The sequence below is a fragment of the Streptomyces sp. CA-278952 genome (genome assembly GCF_028747205.1).
In the GTDB taxonomy this organism is placed as follows: Bacteria; Actinomycetota; Actinomycetes; order Streptomycetales; family Streptomycetaceae; genus Streptomyces.
The window spans coordinates 634,263-658,024 of the sequence record NZ_CP112880.1; the positions used below are offsets into that span (position 1 = coordinate 634,263).

A 23,762-nucleotide genomic window follows, 5' to 3' on the forward strand; every position below is an offset into this window, starting at 1 on the left:
ACCCCCTAGCGGGCGGTGCTCTGCGGGCGCCGCCCGCCCCGCCACTTCCCACTCGTCGGCGGGGTCCCGACGGTGCGCGGGGCCCGTTTCGGCATCCTCCGCGCGCCGTCCCCTCGCTCCCGGGCGGACATCTCCCCGGTCGGAATGGCGGCCGCCGTCCACCTGGACCTCGCCGGGCCCCGCACGCACAGGCCTGTGCCCACAAGGCCGAAAGAAGTCTTGCGCAATCCCTTGACCCGTGGGGAACGGAGGTTCACAGTACTCACTAATGCGCATTAGTAATACGCATTAGCGATCCGGAGGAACACCGTGGAAGAACCCAGGAAGCGGTCCAGGCCGGGCCGGGCGCCCGCCCCCGCGGGCCGTACGTCCCGTCCGCGCCAGGCCGAGGTCGCCCGGCTCGCCGGGGTTTCGCAGGCCACCGTCTCGCTGGTGCTGGGGGCCCGGAAGCAGGGCGCGACGATCTCCGAGGAGACCCGGCAGAAGGTCCTCGACGCGGTCCGGGCGCTGGGCTACGTGCCGGATCCGGCCGCCAGCCGTCTCGCCGCCGCCCGGAACAATCTGCTCGGGGTCTTCAGCTTCACGTCCACGTTTCCCACCGACGTACAGCACTCGTACTACCCCTTCCTGGTCGGCGTCGAGCAGGAAGCGGCGGCCCGGGGCTACGACCTGGTGCTCTTCACCGGCTCCAGCACGGGCGGCGCGGGGGCCGCCGGGCCGAACGCCCTCAACCGGGTGCGGCTCGCCGACGGCTGTCTGTTCCTGGGACGCCACGCCCCTGCCGACGAACTGCTCCGGCTGGTCACCGACGGCTTCCCCGTGGTCCACCTGGGCCGCCGGGACGAGCTGGAGGGGCTGGCCTGGGTCGGCGCCGACTACGTCAGCGCGAGCCAGGAGGTCGTCGCGCACCTCGCCTCGCTCGGCCACCGGCGCATCGTGCTCGTCCGGGAGGACGACGAGGCGCCCGCCTCCACCGACCGTGAGCACGGCTTCCTCAAGGGCCTGGAGGAGGCGGGGCTGCCCGGCGGTCCCGCCGCCGTCTTCCGCTCCGCCGACCCCGAACGTGATCTGACCGCCGAGCGGCTGCGCGGCTGGCTCGACGACGGCGTGACCGCGTTCGTCGCGGAGGAGACCGACACCGGTGACGCCTGGCGCGCCCTGCACGGCGCCGCGCACTTCGTCGGCATCGACTGCCCCCGCGACGTCACGCTCGCTCTGCTCGGCAGCCCCCCGCCGGATCTCGCGGACGGGCCCGTGCCCACCGGCTTCGACGTCCCCCGGCCCCAACTCGGCGCGGCCGCCGTGCGGATGCTCGCCGCGCTGGTGGCCGGGGAGGAGGCCGCGGAACCCCTGGTGGCCTGCGCCTTCCGGCCCGGCTCGACGGCCGGCCCGGCCCCTGTACGTCTCTGACGCTCCCGTATCTCTCCGACCCGACCCCCGGAGGCGGTCGCACCAGCTCCAACGCAACACGTTCACACAGCACTTCAAGGAGAACCGTGACATCCGAACCCGACATCCTCATCGTGGGCGCCGGACTCGGCGGCGTGGCCGCCGCTCTCGCCGCCTGCCGGGCGGGGCGCACCGTGGTCCTCACCGAGGAGACGGACTGGATCGGCGGCCAGCTCACCTCGCAGGCGGTCCCGCCGGACGAGCACCCGTGGGTCGAGGAGTTCGGCACCACCGCCTCGTACCGCACCCTGCGCGACTCCATCCGGGACTACTACCGCCAGTGGTACCCGATGCGTTCCGAGGCCCTGGCCCTGCGGAACCTCAATCCGGGCGCCGGGCGCGTCAGCAAGCTGTGCCACGAGCCGCGCGTCGCCCTGACCGTGATGGAGGCCATGCTCGCCCCGCACCGCTCCTCGGGGCGGCTGACGCTCCTCACCGAGCATCGGCCGGTGGCCGCCGAGGCCGGCGACGACGACACCGTACGGTCCGTCACACTGGTCGACCTGCGTGGTGGCAACCGCACGACCATCAGCGCGCGTTACGTCATCGACGCCACCGAGACCGGTGAACTGCTCGAAGTCGCCGGGGTGGAGCATGTGATCGGCGCCGAGGCGCGGAGCGAGTTCGACGAACCGCACGCTCCGGAGGAGGCGCAGCCCCTCAACCAGCAGGGCATCACGGTCTGCTTCGCGCTCTCGCACCACGAGGGCGAGGACCACACCATCGAGCGCCCCGCCGACTACGACTTCTGGCGCTCCTACCGGCCGGACTTCTGGCCGGGGCCGCTGCTCGGCTTCCTCGCCCCCGACCCGCGCAGCCTGGAGGCCGTCCCGCGGACCTTCGTGCCCAACCCGGAGCTGGATCCGCTGGACGTCAACGCCGACCAGTCGGCCGACGCCGGTGACAAGGAGCTGTTCGGCTTCCGCCGGATCCTGGCCCGCAAGCTGCACCGGCCCGGTGCGTTCGACTCCGACATCACCCTGGTCAACTGGCCTTTGAACGACTACTGGTTGAAGCCGCTGATCGGCGGGGGCGAGGAGACGTCGGCCGCCGCGCTCGCCGAGGCCCGCCAGCTGTCCCTCTCCGTCCTGTACTGGCTCCAGACCGAGGCCCCCCGGGCGGACGGCGGCACGGGCTTCCCGGGCCTGCGGCTGCGCCCGGACGTCACCGGCACGGCGGACGGTCTGGCCAAGGCCCCTTACGTACGGGAGTCGCGGCGGATCAAGGCCGTCACCACGGTCACCGAGCACGACGTCTCGATCGACATCGTCGGTCCCTACGGCGGCACCCGCTACCGGGACTCGGTGGGCGTCGGCAACTACCGCATCGACCTGCACCCCTCGACGGGCGGCGACAACTACGTCGACATCGGTTCGGTGCCGTTCGAGATCCCGCTCGGCGCGCTCATCCCGCGCCGCGTCCGCAATCTGCTTCCCGCGGGCAAGAACATCGGCACGACGCACATCACCAACGGCTGCTACCGGCTCCACCCGGTGGAATGGAACATCGGCGAGGTCGCCGGCGCGCTGGCCGCGCACTGTGTCGCCGAGGGCGTCGAGCCGCACCGGGTCCAGGCCGAGGACAAGCGGTTCGAGGCGTTCGCCGCGCTGCTGGAGCGCGACGGCGTGCAGCGCCACTGGCCGGACGTACGCGGCTACTGACCGGCCCCGTCCGCGCACGACGGACGGCGCGGACGACGCGTCATCCGCTTCATCGCGGTACGCGACACACACACCCGCTTCACCGCACGGCCCCCGGAGTGAGCGCGGAGCGCCGGGCGGGCGCAGCTCCACCTGTGCCCGCCCGGCCCCGGGCCCCGGCCGTCTCGCGACGTCCGGACCCGCCGCCCTCGCCCTGCCACCCGCACAAGGAGGTGCCCAGCCATGAACACCCACCGCATCCGCGTCGGCATCGACGTGGGCGGAACCTTCACCGACGCCGTGGCCGTAGACGCCACGACCCTGAGCCTGCTGGGGCAGGTGAAGGTTCCCACCAGCCACCATCACGAGGACGGCGTCGCCCACGGCATCGTCGAAGCTCTCGACCGCCTGCTGGAGCAGACCGGCCACACGCCCGAGGACGTGACGTTCCTCGCCCACGGCACCACACAGGCTACCAACGCCCTGCTGGAGGGCGACGTCGCCACCGTCGGTCTGATCGGCATCGGCGCGGGCCCGAGCGCCACGCTGACCCGTCGGCTGGCCGCGTTCCGCAAGCTGGAACTGACACCCGGCAAGCGGCTGCCGCTCGTCTACGGGCATGTGGCCGACCCGGACGACGCGCCCGCCGTGCGCGCCGCACTCGACGCGGTCGTGCGGGAGGGCGCCGAAGTCGTCGTCGCCAGCCAGCCGTTCAGCGTCGACCGCCCCGAGGGGGAGGACGCGGTCGTGGCCGCCGCCGAGGAGCGGGGGCTGCCGACGACCGCCGCGCACGACATCACGTCGCTGTACGGGCTCCACAAGCGGACCCGGACCGCCGTGGTGAACGCCGCGATCCTGCCGCGCATGCTCGCCACCGCCGATCTGGTCGACGCCTCCATCACCAAGGCGGGCGTGAGCGCGCCGCTGATGGTGATGCGCTGCGACGGCGGGGTGATGTCGCTGGACGAGATGCGGCGCAGACCCTTGCTGACGGTGCTGTCCGGACCGGCGGCGGGGGTCGCCGGGGCGCTGATGCAGGAGCGCGTCAGCGAGGGCCTGTTCCTGGAGACCGGCGGCACGTCCACGGACATCAGCGTCGTGCGGCGGGGCAAGGTCGCCGTCCGGCACGCCACCATGCTCGGCCGGACGTCGTACCTCTCGGCGCTGGACGTGCGGACCGTCGGGGTCGGCGGCGGATCGATGGTCCGCGTCGACGGCGGCAGGGTCGTCGGCGTCGGTCCGCGCAGCGCGCACATCGCGGGGCTGCCCTACGCCTGTTTCGCGACCGAGGACGACCTCCGCGACGCGAAGGTCATCACGATCCGTCCGCTGGCGGACGACCCCGCCGACTACGCGGTGCTCGACGCCGCCGGGGGCCGGTTCGCGATCACCATGACCTGTGCGGCGAACGCGCTGGGCCGGGTGCCTGAGGGGGACTTCGCCCGGTGCGACCCGGCGGTGGCGAGGGCCGCGATCGCCCCGCTGGCCGCCGCGCTCGGCACCGATGTCGCCTCGGCCGCGACGAAGCTCCTGGACGCGGGCATTGAGCAGGTGAAGTCCGTGGTCGAGGAGATGACGCGCGACTACCGGCTGGACAAGGACACCGCGCTGCTCGTCGGCGGGGGCGGCGGCGCGGCCTCCGTGACCCCGCATCTGGCGGCCGTGACCGGCCAGGAGGGCAGGATCGCCCAGCACAACGAGGTGATCAGCCCGATCGGCGTGGCCCTGGCCCTCATCCGGGAGCAGGTCGAGCGGATCATTCCGGGCGCCGGCCAGGAGCAGATCCTCGCCGTGCGCGCCGAGGCGGAGGCCGCCGTCGTGGCCCAGGGGGCCGCCCCCGACGGGGTGGAGGTGGAGGTCACGGTCGACCCGCAGACCAGCACCGTACGGGCCGTGGCGACCGGCGCCACCGAACTGCGCACCCAGGACCGTGCCCACCGGGCCGACGAGGCGGACCGGCTGCGCGCCGCCGCGACGAGCCTGCGGACCGATCCGGCCTCGGTGCGGGTGCTCGCGGGCACACCGGCCCACACCGTGTACGGCACCGAGGTGCACCGGCGTTTCCGGGCGGCCCGGCACCCGGTGCGGGTCGTGGACGCGGACGGCGTCGTACGGCTGCACGCGCCGGACGCCCGGGTGGAGACGACCACCGTGGGGCAGGCGCCCGAGGTCCTCGCCGGGCTGGTGAAGGAGGCCACGTCGTACGGTGACGGCGGCGTCCGTGCCCCGGCGCTGCGGCTGCTGCTCGGGTCCCGGATCGCGGACCTGTCCGGGGTGATCGACCCGGATCCGCTGCTGGCGCTGGCCCGCAGCGAACTGCGCGCCCGCGCCGCCGACGAACCGGTCGTCGCGGTCGTGGAGGTGCGCTCATGACGACCGCCCTGCTCGACCGGGCCGCACGCACAGCCATTTCGGCGCTGGAGGCCGACGACGACACCGAGTTCGGCGCCCGGCTGCTCGCGAACACGCCCACGCACGAGGGGCGCGACCCGGAGCTGCTGCGCCACTGGGCCCGTACCGCCGATGCGTTCGGCGCGGCGCTGCCGCCGGTCGCGGCGACGGCCCGGATCGTGGAGAGCGACGGTGGCCTCGCGAAGGGGCTCCTGGCCCGCTACACGTCCCGGCCGGTGCCCACCGTCGAGCTGTTCACCGACACCCTGGCGCTCGCCGACGAGCTGATCGACCTGCTCGGCTGGCGGGACCGGTATCCGGCCGGGTCGGTCCGGGCGGCGGCGATCGCGCACGAGGCGGTGCACGAGCGGCTCCACCACGGTCCGGCGAAGAAGGCGCTCAAGCACGCCCTGGGCCACGTCGTGCTGCGCGCCGGCCGGCACACCCTGTACGGCCATGTCGCGGGCGCCGACGAGATCGCCGCCCATGCCCACGCCCGCACGGTCTGCGGCCTGGGCCGCAGTCCGCTCCTGCTGACGGCCGCCCTGGCCACCGCGGCCGAACCTCGGCACGGGTCCGCAGCCGGATCCCCGCACGGAAGAGAGAAGTAACGCCATGGGCGTCGTCATCCTTCTTGTCATGGCGGCCGGTGTCGCCGCGATGCTCACCCGCAGGCTGCCCACGGCCTTCGCGCTCGTCATCCTGGCCGTCGTCATCGCCTTCGTCGCGGGCGCCCCGCTGACCGGCGAGAACAGTGTGCTGGACACGGTCGTCCAGGAAGGCGCGCCGGCTCTCGGCGCCACGATGATCGCGATCCTGCTGGGCTCCTGGCTGGGCAGGCTGCTGGACGAGACCGGCATCGCGGGCACCCTGGTGCGCAAGATCGTCGAGTTCGGCGGGGACCGGCCGGTGGTGGTCGCCCTCGGCGTCCTCGGCGTCTCCACCCTGGTCGGCACGGTCACCGGCTCGGCCCCCGCGGCGATGCTCGCCGGGATCATCGGCATCCCCGCCATGATCGCCGTCGGCATCCCCAAGGTCACGGCGGCCGGGACGATCCTGATGGGCATCGCCGCCGGCATGCCGTTCGAGCTGCCCCTCTGGCAGTTCTTCTCCACCGCGCTGGAGCTACCCGTCGAGACCGTGCGCGGCTTCATGTTCAAGCTGTTCCCGTTCGCGCTGGCCGCCGCCGTCCTCTTCGTCCTCATCGAGACGCGCAGGCGCGGTGTCGAGCACGCCTGGTCGCTCAAGTCCGCGTCTCCCCAACCGGTTTCTCGTCGCAAGCAGTTGGGCGACGCCCCGTGGTACGCGCTCCTCACCCCGGTCGTGCCGCTGGTCCTCGCCCTCGGCCTTGAGGTGGCGATCCTGCCGTCGATGCTGGCGGGCATCCTGTTCGCGCTCGTCACGACCACCCGGCCGCGCGAGATGAACAAGCGGCTGCTGCGGACGCTGTACGGCTCGTTCGAGGTCGCGGCCGCTCCGATCGTCCTGTTCATCGCCATCGGCATCCTGCTCGCCGCGGTGAAGCTGCCCGGTGCGGTGGAGTCGCTGGAGCCGCTGGTCAAAGCCGTCAGCCCGCAGAACCCGGTGCTGTTCGTCCTGGTCTTCACGCTGCTCGTGCCGCTCTGCCTGTACCGGGGGCCGCTGAACGTCTTCGGTCTCGGCGCGGGCATAGCGGGCGTCCTCATCGCCGCCGGCATCTACCCGGCCGTCGCGGTGCTGGGCCTGGCGACCTCGTACAACCAGGTGTTCGGGGTGTCGGACCCCACCAGCACGCAGACCGTGTGGAGCGCGCAGTACGCGGGGGTGACGCCGCAGCAGGTGATGCTGCGGACCCTGCCGTACGTCTGGGCCGTGGCGCTCGGCGGCTTCTGCGTCACCGCCGCCAGTTATCTGTGAACGCTCACCTCTTCGGGACGGAGAACACCATGACACAGCACGAGGACACTCCGGTCGCGGCCCCCGCGACCCACCCGAGCCGCCGCATCTTCCTGCGGGGCGCGCTGGCCGGCACGGCGGCGACCGCCGGACTGATTGCCACCGGCGCGGGGGCCGCCCCCGCCGCCGCGGCCCCCGGCGGATTCCCGGACTACCGCCACCTGGGGCCGCTGCTGACACCTTCCCAGCTGAAGTACAACCCGACGGGCGAGATCATCTTCCCGTGCATCCGGGGCGTGTACGACAAGCTGGCGAACCCGCTGGGCCGCTACTACCTCTACTACGCCCCGCACGACGCGCCCGGTGGCATCTGCCTGGCCTACGGCGACTCGCTGGAGGGCCCGTTCACGGAGTACCCGGCGAACCCGCTGGTCTCCAACGACTGGCAGCCGCACTACCGGGTCAGCCATGTCTCCTCACCGCACGTCCTGTGGAACGAGGACGTCAGGGAACTGTGGCTCTACTTCCACGGCGAGAACCACACGACCCGGCTCGCCCGGTCCAAGGACGGCGTCACCTTCACGTACGACAGGACCGTGCTCACCAAGGACATGCTTCCGGCGGGCACCAGCGAGACGTCCTACGCCCGGGTGTTCCGGCACGACCTGCCCGCGCGCGGTGCGCGGTACGTGATGCTCTTCATGATCAACAATCAGTCCAACCACCGCGACATCGCCTGGGGCTGGTCGAAGGACGGCCGCGACTGGACCTTCGCCCAGCAGCCGCTGATCCGCCACTCGGACGTCGGCGTGAACAACCTCAGCGGTCCGCATCTGCTGACCCGGGGCGGCAGCACGTTCGTCGTCTACCACACCGGCAAGGAGAACGGGGGGAACATCCTGATCACCGAGGTCGGCAACGACTTCTCCCGCCGCGACCACCTCGGCGTCTTCTACGACTCGGGCAGCGCGGCCCCGGAGAACGGCCGCAGCGCCTCACCGAGCTTCGGCACGGACCGCGGCGTACCGTACCTGGTCTACGAGGCGGGCGACCGGCTCGGGGGCTCGATAGCCGTCGCACGCGGCTGACGGGGGCGGGGGTGCGCCGGACGAACCGGCGCACCCGCGCCGCCAACCTGTACGGCTGGGCGGCGTCGCCCGGGCCGCTCGCGGGGGATCGCGGTGCTGCGACGGGCCCTCGGCGGCCCTACCAACTGACGCCGAGCCGCTGCGGGCTGCGGGACGTCGTCCCGGTCCGCCACTCGACCGCGTCGACGGGGGCGGCCAGGCGCAGCTCCGGGAAGCGGGCGGCCAGACGGTGCAGGGCGAGCTGGAGCTCCGTGCGGGCCAGCCAGGCGCCGAGGCAGTAGTGGGGGCCGGCGCCGAAGGAGAGCGTGGGGGCCTCCAGCGGGGCGAACAGGTCGTGGCGGGTGGCGGGCGGGAAGACCTCCGGGTCTCGGTTGGCCATGCCGCAGTCGGCGAGCACGACCGCGCCCGCCGGGATCGTCACTCCTCCGATCTCGACGTCCTCGGCGGCGTGGCGGGTGCTGCCCCGGTCGTCGCCCAGCGGGACGAGATGGACGAGGCGGTCCACGAGGCGCCCCGCGGCCTCCTCGTCGGCGCCGAGGCGGGGCCAGGCCTCACGGCGTTCACCCAGCAGGTAGAGCAGGGCGTTGGCGAGCATGGTCATCGTGCTGTCGTGGCCGCCGACGACCAGCCCGCACACCAGGGTGACCAACTGGGCCTCGGGAACGCCCCCTTCCTCGTCGGCCGCCGCGACCAGACCGCTGATCAGGTCCTCGCCCGGGGTCCGGCGCCGCTCCGCGAGGAGGTGCGCGCCGAACGCGCTGAACTCCTCGAGAACCGCTGCCACTTGTGCGCTCTCGTGGGTGCCGTCGGAGAAGGCGTGCTCGCTCCAGTGGCGCATCCGGACCCATGCGGACTCGTCGAGCCCCATGAGGCGGCTGATCACCGCCGCCGGCAGCGGGAGGGCGAACTCGGCGACGATGTCGGCCGGTCGGGGCCGGGTCTCCAGCCGGTCGAGGAGCTCCTCCACTATCGCGGCGATCCAGGGCCGCCAGCGGGCGACGGCCCTCGGGGTGAACGCGCGCCGCAGGGTGCGGCGCAGCCGCAGATGGTCGGGGCCGTCCTGGTTGAACATCAGGTCGGGGTCGTTCACGAGGTCGGGTACGCCGGAGAGGGCGGGCGCATCGGGGGCGTACAGCTGCGCCCGGCCGAACCGCGGATCGGAGAGCACCTGGCGGACGTCTTCGTACCGGCTGACCAGCCAGGCGGGGCTGCCGCCCGGCAGCTCGGCGGGGCGGGGCGGCCCGGGTTCATCGAAGAACAGGCGGTGCATCGGCTCCGGGGCCGGGTGCGTGGGGTCGGTGGTGGTCAACGTGCCTCCTGGACAGCACCGTTGGATCGAGCGGAGGGAGGGCCGCGCTCAGAGTTCGACGAGCACCTTGCCGCGGTTGGCCGCCCGGGCGCCGTAGAGGCTGCCGTAGGCGGCGGGGATCGCGTCGAAGCCGTGGTGCAGGGTGTGGTCGCAGACGACCTCGCCGCGCCGGACGCGGCCGCCCAGGTCGGTGTGGAGGTCCTGCCAGTTCTGTTCGGTGAACCATTCCAGGGAGAAGATGCCGCGGACGGTGGCGCGCGGGAACATCAGGTAGGGCAGGAGCCGGGGGCCGGTGCTCTCGTTGCCGACCTGGGTCGCCCACTGCCAGCACACCGCCACCTGGCTCCCGATGTTGAGCAGGGGGAACACGGCGTCGGTGACCGCGCCGCCGAGGTTGTCGAAGTAGCGGTCGACGCCGTCGGGGGCGGCCCGGACGAGTGCGTCGCGGACGGTGTCCGCGCCGTCCCCGTGGCGGTAGACGATCACGGCGTCGAACCCGAGCCCGGTGAGGTAGTCCGCCTTCTCCGGGGAGGAGGTGGTGCCGATGACCCGGGCCCCGCCGAGCGCGGCGAGCTGCCCGACGAGGGTGCCCACCGAGCCGGAGGCACCGCTGATGACGATGGTCTCGCCGGGGCTGATCGTCATGTACTTGGTCAGGGTCCCCCAGGCGGTCATGCCGGGGCCGCCCATCACACTGAGGGCGGTCGTCAGCGGCAGGGCGTCGTCGTACCACCGGGGGTCGAGCCTGCGGTAGGCGGGGAAGACCATGGGGAACGTGCCGGTCTGCCAGAGTTCGGGGACGCCGGTGCTGATCAGATGGGTGCGCCAGCCGCCGAACCCCTGGACCAGGTCGCCGACGCGGTGGGCGGCGCGCGGTCCCGCGTCGATCACCTCCATGATCGAGTCGGCGCCCATGTGCCGGCCGATGGGAGTGTCGAGGGCGATGCCCTGGAGGTAGGGGTCGACGGAGACGTACAGGGTGCGCAGGAGCATCTCGTCGGGGGCGAGGGTCACGTCGACGTGTTCGACGACCTTCTCGTAGACGCGGTCCACGTCGGGGACTCCTTCGACGTGTTCGCGGACCACCCATTTCGCGATCTTCATGGTTTCCTCTCGGTCGGTGCGGCGGGGCGTACGGGCACGGGGATGACCCGGTGGGTCGGTGGTGGTGCGGTGAGGTCGAGCGAGGCGGTGAAGGGCCGGTCGTCGTCGCGGCAGACGAACTGCATGACGTGGCGTCCGGCGGCGGCGGCCCGGATGAGCCCGCCGGTGGTGGCCCAGACGCCGGACTGGTAGAAGTCGCGCAGTCCGGGGAGGCCCGGGCCGTGCTTCTTGATCAGCTCTTCGAGGGTCTCGCCGCTCTCGACGAAGGGCTGCCAGCCCAGCACGGTCCCGTCGTAGTTGCCGGTGTAGCGGACCTGGGTGAGGGGGCTGGAGACGTCACGGACGACGATCGCGTCCCGCAGGCCGGGGTGGCGCTCTTCGAGGAAGCCGACGAGTGTCTCGCGGGCCCGTCGTTTCGCCGCGTAGTAGCCGCGCCCGTGCCGTACGGGCAGGGTGTGCAGCTCGTGGCCGCCGCGGGTGCGGGTGATCTGTTCGGGGCCCTCGTCCAGGGCGCGCCAGGGGGCGATGTCGCAGAAGTAGGTGGCGTAGACGACGGTGGTGCCGTCCGGGGACAGTTCGGGGTAGTGGCGGCTGCGGAACTGGACGTTGATGCTGGGGTGGCGGATGCCGGTCAGTTCGGCGGCCGTCGCCCCGTCGAGGAGGTAGGTGGTGCAGGGGTCCCCTTCGGGGAAGGGGCGGGAGAGGCCGAGGAAGAGGGTGAAGTAGCCGGGGAAGACCATGCCGGGTTCGTGGATGGTCTCGGTGTAGAGCTTGCGGTAGTCCTCGCCCAGGTACTTGCCCTCCAGGAACTTCATGGTCGTGGTGTAGCCGTCGCAGGCCGACACGACGATGTCGGCGCGCAGTTCCCGACCGTCGCTGAGGCGGACGCCCACCGCCCGGTCGTCCTCGACGATCACCGTCTCGACCTTGGTGTTGTAGGAGACCTCGCCGCCGAGCCGGCGGTAGCGGGCCTCGATCGACTCGGCGAGGCCGAGGGAGCCGCCTTCGGGGACTCCGGCGGAGAGGTTGGCGTGCGAGGCGAGCTGGAAGTGGAAGGGGAGGACGGGGAAGGCCGGGTGCTTCTCGTACAGGATGAAGTTGAAGGCCTCCCGCAGGAGGGGGTCCTTGAACTTCTGGGAGAAGTCGCTCATCAGGACGGTGATCGTGGTGCGGACGGAGTTGAAGTACGGCAGGAACGAGGCGAGCATCCGCCAGCGCTCCCGGCGTCCCATCAGTCCGACGGGCTTGAGGAAGGGGTAGACCGCGAGCGCCTTGCGGAAGCTGCGCAGTTGGGCGCAGAACTTCCGTACGAGCCGGGCGTCGGCGGGCGAGATGTCGATGAGGTGGGCTTCGAGCCGGTCGGGGTCGGAGTAGAAGTGGACGGCCCGGCCGTCCGTGCCGCGCACGATGTTGAAGACGTCGAAGTGACGGATCTCCTTGCCCTGGAGGGCGCCGAGCTCCAGCCAGATCTGGTGCATCTCGTTGCCGGGGCCGCTGCCGAGGAGCCAGCTGACGCAGGCGTCCAGGGTGAAGCCGCCGCGCTCCCAGGCGGTGCAGCAGCCGCCGGGGATCTCGTGCATCTCCAGGATGCGGGTGCGGTAGCCGTTCATCTGGGCGTAGCAGCCGGTGGAGAGCCCGCCGAGACCGGCCCCGATGATGATCATCGTCTCCCGGGGCCGGCGGGGGCCGCCGGTCCGGGGTCCGTTCCTGTCGCCGCTCATGAGCCCTCGCTCTCCCGTGCGGACCACCGGTCGAGCTGGGGCAGGTGTCCCAGCTTCCCGGGGTGCCAGGGTTCGGCGCCCTTGCTCTCCCAGGCCCGGAATTCCAGGCCCAGGTCGCGGCAGAGGTACTGGACGGCGAAGCGGCCGGTGGAGGCGGCGCGGATCAGGCCGCCCATGCCGACCCACTGTCCGGCCATGGAGAAGTTGCTCAGTCCCGGAAGCCGCATCCGGTCCTTGCCGACGAGGCGCGCGGCGACGTCGTCGGCTTCGGAGAACGCCTTCCACGCCAGGATGGATCCGCCGAGGTTGCCGGTGTAGCGGTGGGTGGTGGCGGGCGTGGCGACCTCGACGATGTCGATGCGATCCGCGATGCCGGGGGTGCGGCGTTCGAGGAAGTCGCGGACGAAGTGGGCCACTTCGCGCTTGCGCCGGCGGTACTCCTTGCGGTCTCTGGTGCGCAGGTCCTTCCAGTGTGCGTAGTCGCTGAAGTAGGTGCAGTGCAGGACGGAGTGGCCCGGCGGTGCGAAGCCGCCGGAGTAGCGGGAGCGTGCCTGCACGACGAGGCTGTCCTGAAGGGCTCCGGGGAGGTGGGCCGCGTCGTCCGGGCCGAGGAGGTGTGTGGTGCTGTGCGCCTCCTCGGGCTCCAGGTCGCCGCGCAGGCCGACGAAGGCGGAGACGACGGCGGGGAAGAGGGTGCCGGGGCGGTGGAGGAGGTCGGTGTAGAGCTTGTCGATCCTGGGTCCGGTGTACCGGCCGCCCAGGAGTCCGTAGACGGTGGTGTGGCCGTCGCAGGCGGAGACCACGTGTTCGGCGAAGTAACGCCTGCCGTTGCGGAGTTCGATGCCGATCGCCCGGTCGTTCTCGACCAGGATCCGCTCGGTACGCGCCCGGTAGGTGACCGTTCCGCCCAGGCTCTTGTAGCGCTCCTCGACGGAGCGGGCGAGGCCGAGCGAACCGCCCTGGGGGAAGCCCGCGTTGCCGTGGTGGGCGGCCGCCATGTTGAAGAGGTACGGCAGCATCGGGAAGCCCTCGGGGTCCTGGAAGAAGATGTTGCGGAACGCCTTGCGCAGCAGCGGGTCCTGGAACCGGTCGGCGAACACGTGCATCGGAGTGGCGGCGGTCCGCCAGAACAGCCGGAAGGCAGGGAGCACCGTGCGCAGGGTCCGGGCCCTCTCCCCTACGGTCCTGAGCGCGGGCGCGGTCAGGAACGGGTACAGCTCGATGTCGATGAAGCGCCGCAGGTCCCGGGTGAAGGCCCGGATGAGCGGGGCGTCGGCGGGTGAGACCTCCAGGAGGTGGGCCTCCAGCCGGTCGGGGTCGTTGTAGAACGTCACCGACCGGCCCGAGGCGTCCTCGACCTTGTTGAACAGGTCGAAGTTGGTGACCGTCTTGCCGTCGAGCGCGCCGAGCTCGCTCCACACCCGGTGGGCGTCGTTGCCCGGGGCGGTGCCGATGAGCCACTCGATGCAGTAGTCGAAGAGGTACCCGTCGCGGGACCAGGCGGTGCAGCAGCCGCCGGGCAGCACGTGCTTCTCGAAGATGCGGGTCCTGGCTCCGCTCATCTGCGCGTAGACGCCGGTGGAGAGGCCGGCCACGCCCGCGCCGATGACGATGACGCGGGGCGGGGTGCCCGGGGCGCGTTCCCTGCTGGTCCAGTCGGTGGGGTCGTCATCCGCCATGGGTCGCGTCTCCCCTCAGGACGGAGCGCACCAGCTCGGCGTTGCGGGGCAGGTGTTTGGCGTCGAGCATGTCGGCGTGGATGCCGGAGCCGCGCAGTACGGCGGTGGCGCCGGTGGAGCTGCCGTGCCAGGTGCCGTGCTCCCCGGCGGCGTACAGGGCGGCCTTCTCCTCGTCGGTGATCACGCTGACCGTCGCGGCGACCGTGCCGGTGTTGGGGGTGCGCCCACAGAAGGCGAGGTATTCGGCGGCGTGGGCGAGGGTCTCGTGGGCGACGGCCTCGGAGCCGGTGTGCTTGCGTACGTGGTCGGCGAGTTCGCTCTCGAAGGCGGCGATGCCCGAGGCGTCCGGTTCGTAGGCGGCGAGGATGCGGCGGGAGTCGAGGATGACGACATGGGCGACGTCCCGGCCGCGCCGCTCCAGCTCCTTGGCCGTCTCGAAGGCGAGGTTGCCGCCGAGGGAGTAACCCAGGAGCAGATACGGGCCGTCGGGCCGGGCGGCCTCGATCAGGTCGGCGTACCGGCTGACCTTGTCGTCGCCGGGCAGGTAGTTGAAGCCGGTGACGGAGTAGTCGGGGAGCTGTGCGGCCAGCCCCCGGTAGACGAGCCCGTGGCCGCCGGCGGGCGGGAAGCAGAAGAGGGCGGAGGCCTGACCGGCGTTGAAGGTGAGGCTGGGCAGTTCGTCGGCGGCGGTGCCGAGCAGGACGTCCTCCACGGTGGCGGCCATGCCGTGCAACGTGGTGACCTGGTAGAGCCTGCTGACGGGGACGCCGACGCCGAACTCGGTGCGCAGGTGGTGGAGGAGTTCGATGAGCTTGATCGAGCTGCCGCCGAGTTCGAAGAAGTCGTCCTCCAGGCCGATCTGTTCACGGCCGAGCAGGGTCTTCCAGTGGCGGGCGACACTGACCTCGTACAGCGTCACGGGCTCCTCGTGCGGCCGGTCCCCCGCGCCGGCCCGGGGGGCGGGCAGGGCGGCCGTGTCGACCTTGCCGTTGGCCGTCAGCGGCAGGGCGGGCACTTCGGTGAAGTGGGACGGGATCATGTACGAGGGCAGCGAGCGGGCCAGGTGGCGGCGCAGGGCCCGGACGTCCAGAGTCGCGCCGGGCGCGGGGACGCAGTAGGCGCAGAGCGCCGCCTCTCCCCCGGTGTCGGTGCGTACGGTGACGACGGCCCGGGCGAGCGGGGGCCACTGGGCGAGCTGCGCCTCGATCTCGCCGATCTCGATGCGGTGGCCGCGCAGTTTGACCTGTCCGTCGGTGCGGCCGAGCAGGTGGACCCGGCCGTGCGCGTCCCAGCGGGCGATGTCGCCGGTGCGGTAGAGGCGTTCGGGCCGGGCGTCGGCGGTCCGGCCGAGCGCCCGGGTGACGAAGCGCTCCTCGGTCTGCTCGGGGTCTCCGGCGTAGCCGAGGGCGACGCCGTCGCCGCCGATCCAGAGTTCGCCGGGCACGCCGGGCGGGACGGGTTCGCCGTGGGCGTCGAGGACATGGAGGGCGCTGTTGGGCAGCGGCCGGCCGATCGGGACCATGGCGCCGGGTTCCAGGTCGTCGACGGGCCCCTCGAAGAACGCGCTGTCGATGGTGGCCTCGGTGAGACCGTAGGAGTTGACGAGGCGGGTGCCGGGTCCGCAGAGCCCGGCCAGCCGGCGGTACTCCCCCACGCTCCAGGCGTCCGAGCCGACCACCAGCAGTCGCAGGAAGTCCAACCGCAGCCCTTCCCGTGTGCAGTGGTCCATCAGGCCGCGGACCACAGCGGGGACGAACTCCGCGCAGTCGACACGCTCCTGACGCATCGTGCGGTAGAGCCGGGTGGTGTCGAAGAGGAGGTCGCGGTCGGCCAGGACGAGGGTGCCGCCCGAGCACAGGGCGCGCACCAGGTCGCCGGTGAACACGTCGAAGGACGGTTCGGCCATCTGGAGGTGCGTCCGGACGTCGGTGTCCAGCCGGTACTCCTGGCGCCACGCGGCGTGGGCGGAGGCGAGGTTGCGGTGGCTGACGCGGACGGCCTTGGGCCGGCCGGTGGATCCGGAGGTGGTGATGACGTACGCGGGCGAGTCGGGGCCGGCCTCGGCAGCCGGTCCTTCCGGGTGCGGTTCGGTGCGTCCGAGCTCGGCGAGGGTGAGCGTCGGGACGGTCAGGGCCCCGGTCTGCTCCGGCGTGGCGTCGTCCGCGACGAGGACGAGCGCCGCGCCGGTGGTCGTCACGAGGTGGGCGAGCCGGTCGGCGGGCTGGTCGGGCCGGAGCGGGAGGTAGGCGGCGCCTGCCTTGAGGACGCCGAGCAGGGCGACGATCAGCTCGGGCGACTTGTCGAGGCACAGCACGACCACCGAACCCTCGCCGACGCCGAGCGCCCGCAGCCGGGCGGCGCTGTCGGCGGCCCGCCGGTCCAGCTCGGCGTAGGTCAGCCGGTGCGCCCCGCCGTGTGCGGTGGGCAGGGTGACGGCGACGGCCGCGGGGTGTTCGGCGGCGACGCGGCCGATCAGCGTCTGGACCGGGACGAACGGCTCCGCCCCGGTTCCGGCGGACGGCAGGGCCGGGCGGCTCCACTCCCCGACGAGCCGCTCACGCTCCCGGTCGCCGAGCATCTCCAGTTGGGAGGCGGGCTGTTCGCCCGGGACCCGGGTCATCCGGTCGAGGAGGCGGATGTAGTGGGCGGCCATGCGGCGCATGGTCTCGGGGAGGAAGAGGTCGGTGTTGTACTTGAACACACAGTGGAAGCGGCCCTCGGCCTCGTCCTCGTAGGCGGACAGCGTTATGTCGAACTGCCCCTCTTCCTCGGGGAGTTCGATGTACTCCAGCCGGTAGCCGTACTGTTCGGCGGCCACCTTGTGGGTGAGGAGGATGAACATCGCCTGGAAGACGGCGGAGCGGCTGGGGTCGTGCTGGAGGCCCAGCTCCTCGACGAGGAGGACGAAGGGGTACTCCTGGTTGTCCAGGCCGCCGAGCACGGTCCGGCGGACCTGTTGCAGCAGTTCGGCGACGGTCGGGTCCTCGGACAGATCGGCGTGCAGGGGCAGCGGGTTGACGAAGTAGCCGTAGACGGAGGCGAAGTCCTGCCGGGTGCGGCCGGTCACCGGGCTGCCGACGATGATGTGGTCCTGCCCGGAGTAGCGGTGCAGCAGGAGGTAGTACGCGCTCAGCAGCACCATGAACGGGGTGACGCCGTGGGCGCGGGCCAGGGCGTGGACGCGGGCGCTGAGGGCGTCGTCCAGGACGAAGAACTCGGAGGCCCCGTTGTGGGTCTGGACCGCCGGGCGCGGTTTGTCGACGGGCAGGTCGAGGAGCGGGACCTCGGCCGGCAGGTGGGAGCGCCAGTAGTCGAGCATGCCCGCCGCCCCGGGCCCGGCCAGGAAGGCGTTCTGCTGGTTGAGGAAGTCGAGGTAGCGGGCCTCGATCGGTGGGAGCTGGGGTTCCTGGTTGCGGCGCAACGCCTCGTAGACGGCGAGGAGTTCGTCGATGAAGGTGAAGGTGGAGATGGCGTCGGAGACGATGTGGTGGACGGCCTTCATGATGATCCAGCGGTCCGGGCCCCGCTTGAAGAGCCGGAAGCGGACCAGTGGGTCCTGGGCGAGGTCGTACGGTTTGCGGTACTCCTGGACGATCGTCGCGTGGATGGACTCCCAGTCCTCTCCCTGGACGTCGAAGAGGGCGAGGTCCGTCGCGGCGTCCTCGGACACCCGCTGCACGGCCTGCCCGTCCACCAGGAGGAAGTTGGTGCGGAGCGCGGGGTGCCGGGCGATGAGCCGGCGGACGGCCTCGAACATCAGGTCCGGTTCGAGCGTGACGGTCACCTCGACGGCTCCGCCGATGTTGTACGCGTAACCGTCGGGGTTGAGGTGCTTGAGGAACCAGAGCGCTTTCTGGTTCTGCGTCAGTGGGTACTGCCCCTCGTCGCTGTGGAGTTCCACCGCTCCCGGGGCCCTGTCGGGGGCGTCGGCCGAGGCCAGGGCGGTGAGGCCGTCGTGGAGCTGGGCGGCGAGTTCCCCGGCCGGGGTGCCGCTGAGCAGGGCGACCACGGGGAGGGCGACGCCGAGTTCGGCGTGGATCCGGGCCCGCAGCTCCATGGCGAGGAGGGAGTCGAGGCCGAGTTCGCCGAGGCCGGTGGCGGGGTCGATGCGGTCCGTGCCGGTGCGCAGCACGGCGGCGGAGAGCGCGGCGAACCGCTCGGCGACCAGGGTGCGGCGGGTCTCCTCGTCGGCGGCGCGGAAGGTGTCGAGGAATCCGTTGCCCGAGGTGGCGTCGGCCGGCGGGGCGGCGGCCGCGGCGAGGTCGGCGACCAGCGGCGGCGGGGACGGGTACCAGGCGAGGAAGACGGGCCAGTCGACGACGGTGGCGACGACCAGTTGGGCGTGGTCCTGGCCGATGACGCGTTCCAGGACGGCCATGCCGGCGTCCGGGGACAGCGAGCTCATGCCACGGCTGTGCAGATAGTGGTCGACGAGGCCGAGTTCTTCGATCATTCCGGTGGCCCAGGGGCCCCAGTCCAGGCTGAGCGCGGGCAGTTGCTGGGCGCGGCGGTGGTGGGCGAGGGCGTCCAGGAAGGCGTTGCCCGCGGCGTAGTTGGTCTGGCCGGCCGTGGTCAGCAGGGAGGCGATGGAGGCGAAGAGCACGAAGTGTTCGAGGGGCTCGTCCCGCAGGTGCCGGTGCAGGAGGTGGGCACCGACGGTCTTGGGGTCGTGGACGGCGTCGAAGGCGGCCCGGTCCAGATCGGCGACGAGCGTGTCGCGGACCTGTCCCGCGAGGTGGAACACCCCGCGTACGGGGGGCGCCCCGCTGTGCCGGTGGGCGTCGAGCCAGCCGGCCAGGGCGTCCTCGTCGGTGATGTCGAGGGTCGCGAGGACGGGCTGCGCGCCGAGCGCCTCCAGCTCGCGGAGCAGGGCCACGGCCCGGCCCTCGGCGGTGGCGGGGTCGGTGCCGGCCCACTTCTCCCGGGCCGGGACGGGGGTCCGCCCGACCAGGATGATCCGGCGGGCCCCGCGGCGTACGAGGGTGCGGCACAGCAGTCGGCCGAGCGCGCCGAACGCGCCGGTGACCAGATAGCTTCCATCCGCCCGCAGGCGCAGCGGCAGCGGGCGGGTCAGGCCCTCGGCGGGGCGGAGGCGGCTGGTGCGGCGGCCGCCGTCGCGCAGGGCGATCTCCTCCTCGTCGTCGTTGAGGACCTCGCCGAGGAGCGCTTCGGCCTCGGCCCGGTCGCCGTCGGGGCCCGGCTGCCGCCTGGGGTCGAGGTCGATGAGTTTGCCGGGGTGTTCGATCAGTTCCTGGTGCCGCAGCACGCGGCCGATGCCCCAGGCGGGTGCGCCGAGGGGTTCGGGCCCCTCACCTGGCAGGGCCGGCTGGGCGCCGCGGGTGACGATGTGCAGGCGGCCTCCGGAGCCCCGGGCGGACAGGAGCCGGGCGAGGGCGATCAGTGAGTACGCTCCCGCGCCGGTGTGGTCGGTCAGGGAGGTCCGGTCGCACGCGGCGAGGGCGGGCGCGTCGAGGTTCCACAGGTGCAGGACGGCCCCCCGGAAGGGACCTCCGTCGCGGTCCAGGTCGGCGAGGAGCCGGCGCAGATCGGCGTCGGATGCGGGGTCGACCGTGAACGTGGCGCCGTCGCCGGACGCGGTGTAGGCGGCGCCCCGGCGTACCAGGCGGCAGCGTTCGCCCCGGGCGGCGGCCAGGGCGGCGAAGGCGTCCGCGACGCCCCCGGTGTCGGCGAGGACCAGCCAGTCGTGGTAGCGGGCCGCTGCCGCGGGTGCCGGTGCCTGTCGGCGCTCGGCGGCGCTTCCCGACGCCTCGCCTCGTACGCCGTCGTCGCGCACGTCACCACCGTCGCTCACGTCACCGTCGTTCACGTCACCGTCGTTCGCGTCCTGCGGCAGGGCCCGGGCGTCATCGGCGGGCAGCGGCGGGCAGTCGGTCCAGACGGGTTCGGCGAGCCAGGAGTCGATCGTGGTCCGGGCGACGGCGGTGGCCGCCTTCTCCACGTCGGCGGCGCGGAAGCCGAGGACCCGGCCGAGCGGCGCCCCGTCGTCCGCGTACAGGGCGATGTTGCCGAGGGTGGTGTCGGCGTCGCCGGGGAGCAGGGTGGCGTGGGCCCAGAACGGCTGATCGCCGATGGGTTCCAGGGCGACCTCGTCCAGGGAGAGCGGCAGCCTGATCCCGGTGACCGGTGCGGGATCTTCGGGGGCCGGCGGGATGAGCGGAGTCAGGAGAGTCTGGAAGCAGGCGTCGAGGAGGACGGGGTGGAGGTGGTGGCCGGCGGCGTCGTCGCCGATCGCCCGGGGCGGGCGGATCCGGGCGAGGACCTCGCCGGAGCCGATCCAGACCTCCTCGATGGCCTGGAAGGCGGGGCCGTAGTGGTAGCCGAGGGCGGCCAGCGCGGTGTAGCAGTCGGGTCCTTCGAGGCGCCGGAGGGACCTGGCCCGGATCGCGGGGGCGTCGAGCGGCGGGGCGGTGCGGCGGCGTTGCCCGGTGCGGACGATCCCGCTCGCGTGCACGGCCCGTTCCCCGTCGTCCCCGGTCGGGGAGGCGATGGTGAAGGCCGCGTTCTCCAGGGAGAGCGACACCTCCACGGTCCGGTCCTCGCCGTCGGGCAGGAAGAGGGCCTTGCGCAGATCGATGTCGGCGAGGACGGCGGTGGTGCCGCCGGTGAGCCGCAGGACGGCCTGGGCGGCCATTTCCAGATAACCGGCGGCGGGGAAGACCACGGTGTCCTGGATGCGGTGGTCGGCGAGGTACGGCAGGTCCTCGGTGTCCAGGCGGGCCTGCCAGGTGGGCTCCGTACGGTCGGTGCGGCGGCCCAGGAGTTGGTGGTCGCGGTGGCCGAGCCGGACCTGGGCGACCGGCCGGGGTTCGGTCCAGTGGCGGTCGCGCCGGAAGGGGTGGCGGGGCAGGGTGACCGGCCGGCCGGCCGGCTGGAGGACGCTCCAGTCGATGGGGACGCCCAGGTTGTGGAGCGATCCGAGGGAGGCGGCGAAGCGCTCGCTCTCGTTCTCCCGGCGGCGGATCGAGGGCAGGGTGAGTCCGCTCGTTCCGCCCGTGTCGAGGCATTCGCGGATCGCGTGGCCGAGGACCGGGTGCGGGCCGATCTCCAGGAACACCTGGTGGCCGTCGTCGGCGATGCGGTCGACCGCGGAGCGGAAGCGCACCCGCTCGCGGACGTTCTTCCACCAGTACGCGGCGTCCAGTTCCTCGCCCCGGGCGGTTCCCTCGACACCCGTCAGGTACAACGGAACCTGGGCTGCTCGCGGCTCCAACGGAGCAAGCAAGGCCAGCAGTTCGTCCTTGATCCGTTCCATCACGACGCTGTGATAGGGCACTTCGACGGTGAGGAACTTCGCGAACTGCTGCTCGGCTCGCAACTCCTGGGCCAGCAGAGTCAGCGCGGCCTCGTCCCCGGCCAGGGTGATCGCGGTGGGGCTGTTGACGGCGGCGATGGAGACCCGGTCGCTGTAGGGGCGTACCCGGCGCTCCGCCTCGTCCTCCGAGAGGCTGACGGCGAGCATGGCGCCGGTGCCGGCCAGGGTCTGCTGGAGGCGGCTGCGGTGCACGACGACCCTGGCCGCGTCCCGCAGGGAGTAGACGCCCGCCGCGTGGAAGGCGGCGATCTCCCCGGTGCTGTGGCCGACCACGGCGTCCGGGCGCACTCCGTGGGACCGCCACAGGGCCGCCAGGCCCACCTGCACGGCGAAGTTCGCGGGCTGGGCGAGCCAGGTCTCCGCCATCCGGGAGACGGACTCGTCGGCGGTCATCTCCTCGATGAGGGACCAGTCGGCGAACTCCCGCAGCGCCCGGTCGCAGGCGGCGACGGCGTCGCGGAAGACCGGCTCCTCCTCCAGCAGTTGGCGGCCCATGCCCCACCACTGCGGGCCCATGCCGGTGAAGACCCACACCAGCCGCCGGTCGGCGGCGTCCCGGGCGCGGCCTCGGGCGACCCGGGGGTGGGCCTCGCCGCGCGCGTGGGCGGCGAGGGCCTCGTCGAGGGAGGCACGCGAGGTGTAGGCGACGGACAGCCGCTCGGGGAGGTGCTGGCGGCGGTGGGCCAGGGTGTGGCCGAGATCGTCGAGGGCCACGGCCGGGCCGTTGTCGCCCGCCAGCTCGCCCCGGATCCCGGCCGCCATCTCCGTCAGGGCGTCGGGGTTGCGGGCGCTGAGGGGCAGGATGCTCCAGCGTCGCCCGGCGGGCGCGGCGGGGCGGACGTCCGGCAGGACCTCGGGGGCTTCCTCCAGGACGACATGGGCGTTGGTGCCGCCGAATCCGAAGGAGTTGACCCCGGCGCGGGCGGGCCCTTCGTGTTCGGGCCAGGCGGTGGGCCGGGTGGGGATCTCGTAGGGGAGGGTCGCCGGGTCGATGGCGGGGTTGAGGTTCTCCAGGTTGATGTGGGGCGGGATCGTGCGGTGCTTGATGCTCAGGACGGTCTTGATCAGCCCGGCGATCCCGGCGGCGGATTCGGTGTGGCCGATGTTCGTCTTGACCGAGCCGACGTAGGCGCGGGCGCCCGGGGCGCGTCCGACGGCCAGCGCGCGCGCCAGGGCGTTCGCCTCGATCGGGTCGCCGACGGGGGTCGAGGTGCCGTGCGCCTCCATGTACTGGAGGTCGCCGGGGGTGATGCCCGCCTCGGCGCAGACCCGGCGGATGAGGTCGACCTGGGCGTCGGCGTTGGGCACGGTGATGCCGTTGGTGTGCCCGTCCTGGTTGACGCCGCTGCCGGTGATCACGGCGTGGATCCGGTCCCCGTCCCGTACGGCGTCGTCCAGCCGCTTCAGCGCGACCAGGCCGACGCCTTCGGCCCGTACGTAGCCGTCGGCGGCGGCGTCGAACGTACGGGAGCGGCCCTCGGGCGACAGGAAGCCGCCCTTGGTCTCCGCGATGGTGTACTGCGGGGCCATGTGCAGCAGGGTGCCGCCGGCCAGCGCGAGGTCGCTCTCCCCGTTGTTCAGGGCCTGGCAGGCCAGGTGGACGGCGACCAGGGAGGAGCTGCACGCGGTGTCGATGGAGAGGCTGGGGCCGCGGAAGTCGAAGCAGTACGAGATGCGGTTCGACACCATCGTCATCATGGTGCCGGTCGCCGTGTGGGCGGCCAGCGAGGTGAAGCCCAGGTCGGCGAATTGCAGGATCTTGTAGTCCAGGGTGAACGCGCCGACGTAGACGGCGACGTTGCCGCCGGCGAGGTCGGCGGCACGCTGGCCACCGTCCTCCAGGGCCTCCCACGCCACTTCGAGCAGCTTCCGCTGCTGCGGGTCCATGTGGTCCGCCTCGCGGGGGCTGATGCCGAAGAACGCGGGGTCGAACTCGTCGAAGCCGTCGATGTATCCACCGCGGCCGCCGACGAGGCGCCCCGGTTTGTCGCGGAACCGGCTGCCGAGTGTGCTGACGTCGTACCGGTCGGGCGGTGTGGGCGTGATGCAGTCCTTGCCCTCCACCAGATTGCGCCAGTACGTGCGGTGGTCCGAGGCGCCGCCGGGCAGGCGGCAGCCCATCCCGATGATCGCCACCTTGTTCCGTAACGCCCGGTTGTTCGCGTCGGCCATG

General features: G+C 72.5%; 11 protein-coding genes. 6 read left to right on the forward strand and 5 right to left on the reverse strand.

Annotated elements, in window-relative coordinates; all coding sequences use genetic code 11:
* Positions 1–309: 309 nt before the first annotated feature.
* From N7925_RS02740 to N7925_RS02765, 6 genes are all read left to right on the forward strand, one after another.
* Complete coding sequence (locus N7925_RS02740; protein ID WP_274342898.1) at positions 310–1,410, forward strand: LacI family DNA-binding transcriptional regulator; 1,101 nt, start codon at positions 310–312, stop codon at positions 1,408–1,410.
* Between the two features lie 86 nt (positions 1,411–1,496).
* Positions 1,497–3,110, forward strand: a complete 1,614-nt coding sequence (locus N7925_RS02745) for an FAD-dependent oxidoreductase (protein WP_274342899.1) — start codon at positions 1,497–1,499, stop codon at positions 3,108–3,110.
* Positions 3,111–3,332: 222 nt separating this feature from the next.
* Positions 3,333–5,462, forward strand: a complete 2,130-nt coding sequence (locus tag N7925_RS02750) for a hydantoinase/oxoprolinase family protein (protein WP_274342900.1) — start codon at positions 3,333–3,335, stop codon at positions 5,460–5,462.
* Entirely contained in the window at positions 5,459–6,091 is a 633-nt protein-coding gene (locus N7925_RS02755) for a hypothetical protein (protein ID WP_265597886.1), read from the forward strand. Before N7925_RS02750 ends, N7925_RS02755 begins: the two co-directional genes overlap by 4 nt.
* Before the next feature lie 4 nt (positions 6,092–6,095).
* Positions 6,096–7,376 carry a TRAP transporter large permease subunit gene (locus tag N7925_RS02760; protein WP_265597887.1) on the forward strand — a complete coding sequence of 427 codons (1,281 nt, stop codon included), beginning with the start codon at positions 6,096–6,098 and terminating at the stop codon, positions 7,374–7,376.
* 29 nt (positions 7,377–7,405) lie between these two features.
* Positions 7,406–8,443, forward strand: coding sequence for a hypothetical protein (locus tag N7925_RS02765; protein ID WP_265597888.1), 1,038 nt, complete (start codon positions 7,406–7,408; stop codon positions 8,441–8,443).
* A gap of 118 nt (positions 8,444–8,561) precedes the next feature.
* Here N7925_RS02765 and N7925_RS02770 read toward each other — a convergent pair whose 3' ends face one another.
* From N7925_RS02770 to N7925_RS02790, 5 genes are read right to left on the reverse strand one after another with little or no spacing between them, the layout of a single operon-like run.
* Positions 8,562–9,752 (reverse strand): cytochrome P450, encoded by a 1,191-nt coding sequence (locus N7925_RS02770; protein WP_265597889.1) that lies wholly within the window; start codon positions 9,750–9,752, stop codon positions 8,562–8,564.
* A gap of 48 nt (positions 9,753–9,800) precedes the next feature.
* Positions 9,801–10,856: an MDR family NADP-dependent oxidoreductase gene (locus N7925_RS02775; protein WP_274342901.1), complete on the reverse strand. Its 1,056-nt coding sequence runs from the start codon at positions 10,854–10,856 to the stop codon at positions 9,801–9,803.
* Complete coding sequence (locus N7925_RS02780) at positions 10,853–12,577, reverse strand: phytoene desaturase family protein (protein ID WP_265597891.1); 1,725 nt, start codon at positions 12,575–12,577, stop codon at positions 10,853–10,855. The genes N7925_RS02775 and N7925_RS02780 overlap by 4 nt, the downstream gene beginning before the upstream one ends.
* Complete coding sequence (locus N7925_RS02785; RefSeq protein ID WP_274342902.1) at positions 12,574–14,256, reverse strand: phytoene desaturase family protein; 1,683 nt, start codon at positions 14,254–14,256, stop codon at positions 12,574–12,576. The genes N7925_RS02780 and N7925_RS02785 overlap by 4 nt, the downstream gene beginning before the upstream one ends.
* Entirely contained in the window at positions 14,246–23,761 is a 9,516-nt protein-coding gene (locus N7925_RS02790) for a non-ribosomal peptide synthetase/type I polyketide synthase (RefSeq protein WP_274342903.1), read from the reverse strand. The genes N7925_RS02785 and N7925_RS02790 overlap by 11 nt, the downstream gene beginning before the upstream one ends.
* Position 23,762: the final 1 nt, after the last annotated feature.

Excerpts from the sequence above, each read along its gene's own strand:
- N7925_RS02750 (WP_274342900.1), top strand. The coding sequence starts at position 3,333 with ATGAACACCCACCGCATCCGCGTCGGCATCGACGTGGGCGGAACCTTC.
- N7925_RS02755 (WP_265597886.1), top strand. The coding sequence starts at position 5,459 with ATGACGACCGCCCTGCTCGACCGGGCCGCACGCACAGCCATTTCGGCG.
- N7925_RS02760 (WP_265597887.1), top strand. The coding sequence starts at position 6,096 with ATGGGCGTCGTCATCCTTCTTGTCATGGCGGCCGGTGTCGCCGCGATG.
- N7925_RS02765 (WP_265597888.1), top strand. The coding sequence starts at position 7,406 with ATGACACAGCACGAGGACACTCCGGTCGCGGCCCCCGCGACCCACCCG.
- N7925_RS02775 (WP_274342901.1), bottom strand. The coding sequence starts at position 10,856 with ATGAAGATCGCGAAATGGGTGGTCCGCGAACACGTCGAAGGAGTCCCC.
- N7925_RS02780 (WP_265597891.1), bottom strand. The coding sequence starts at position 12,577 with ATGAGCGGCGACAGGAACGGACCCCGGACCGGCGGCCCCCGCCGGCCC.
- N7925_RS02785 (WP_274342902.1), bottom strand. The coding sequence starts at position 14,256 with ATGGCGGATGACGACCCCACCGACTGGACCAGCAGGGAACGCGCCCCG.
- N7925_RS02790 (WP_274342903.1), bottom strand. The coding sequence starts at position 23,761 with ATGGCCGACGCGAACAACCGGGCGTTACGGAACAAGGTGGCGATCATC.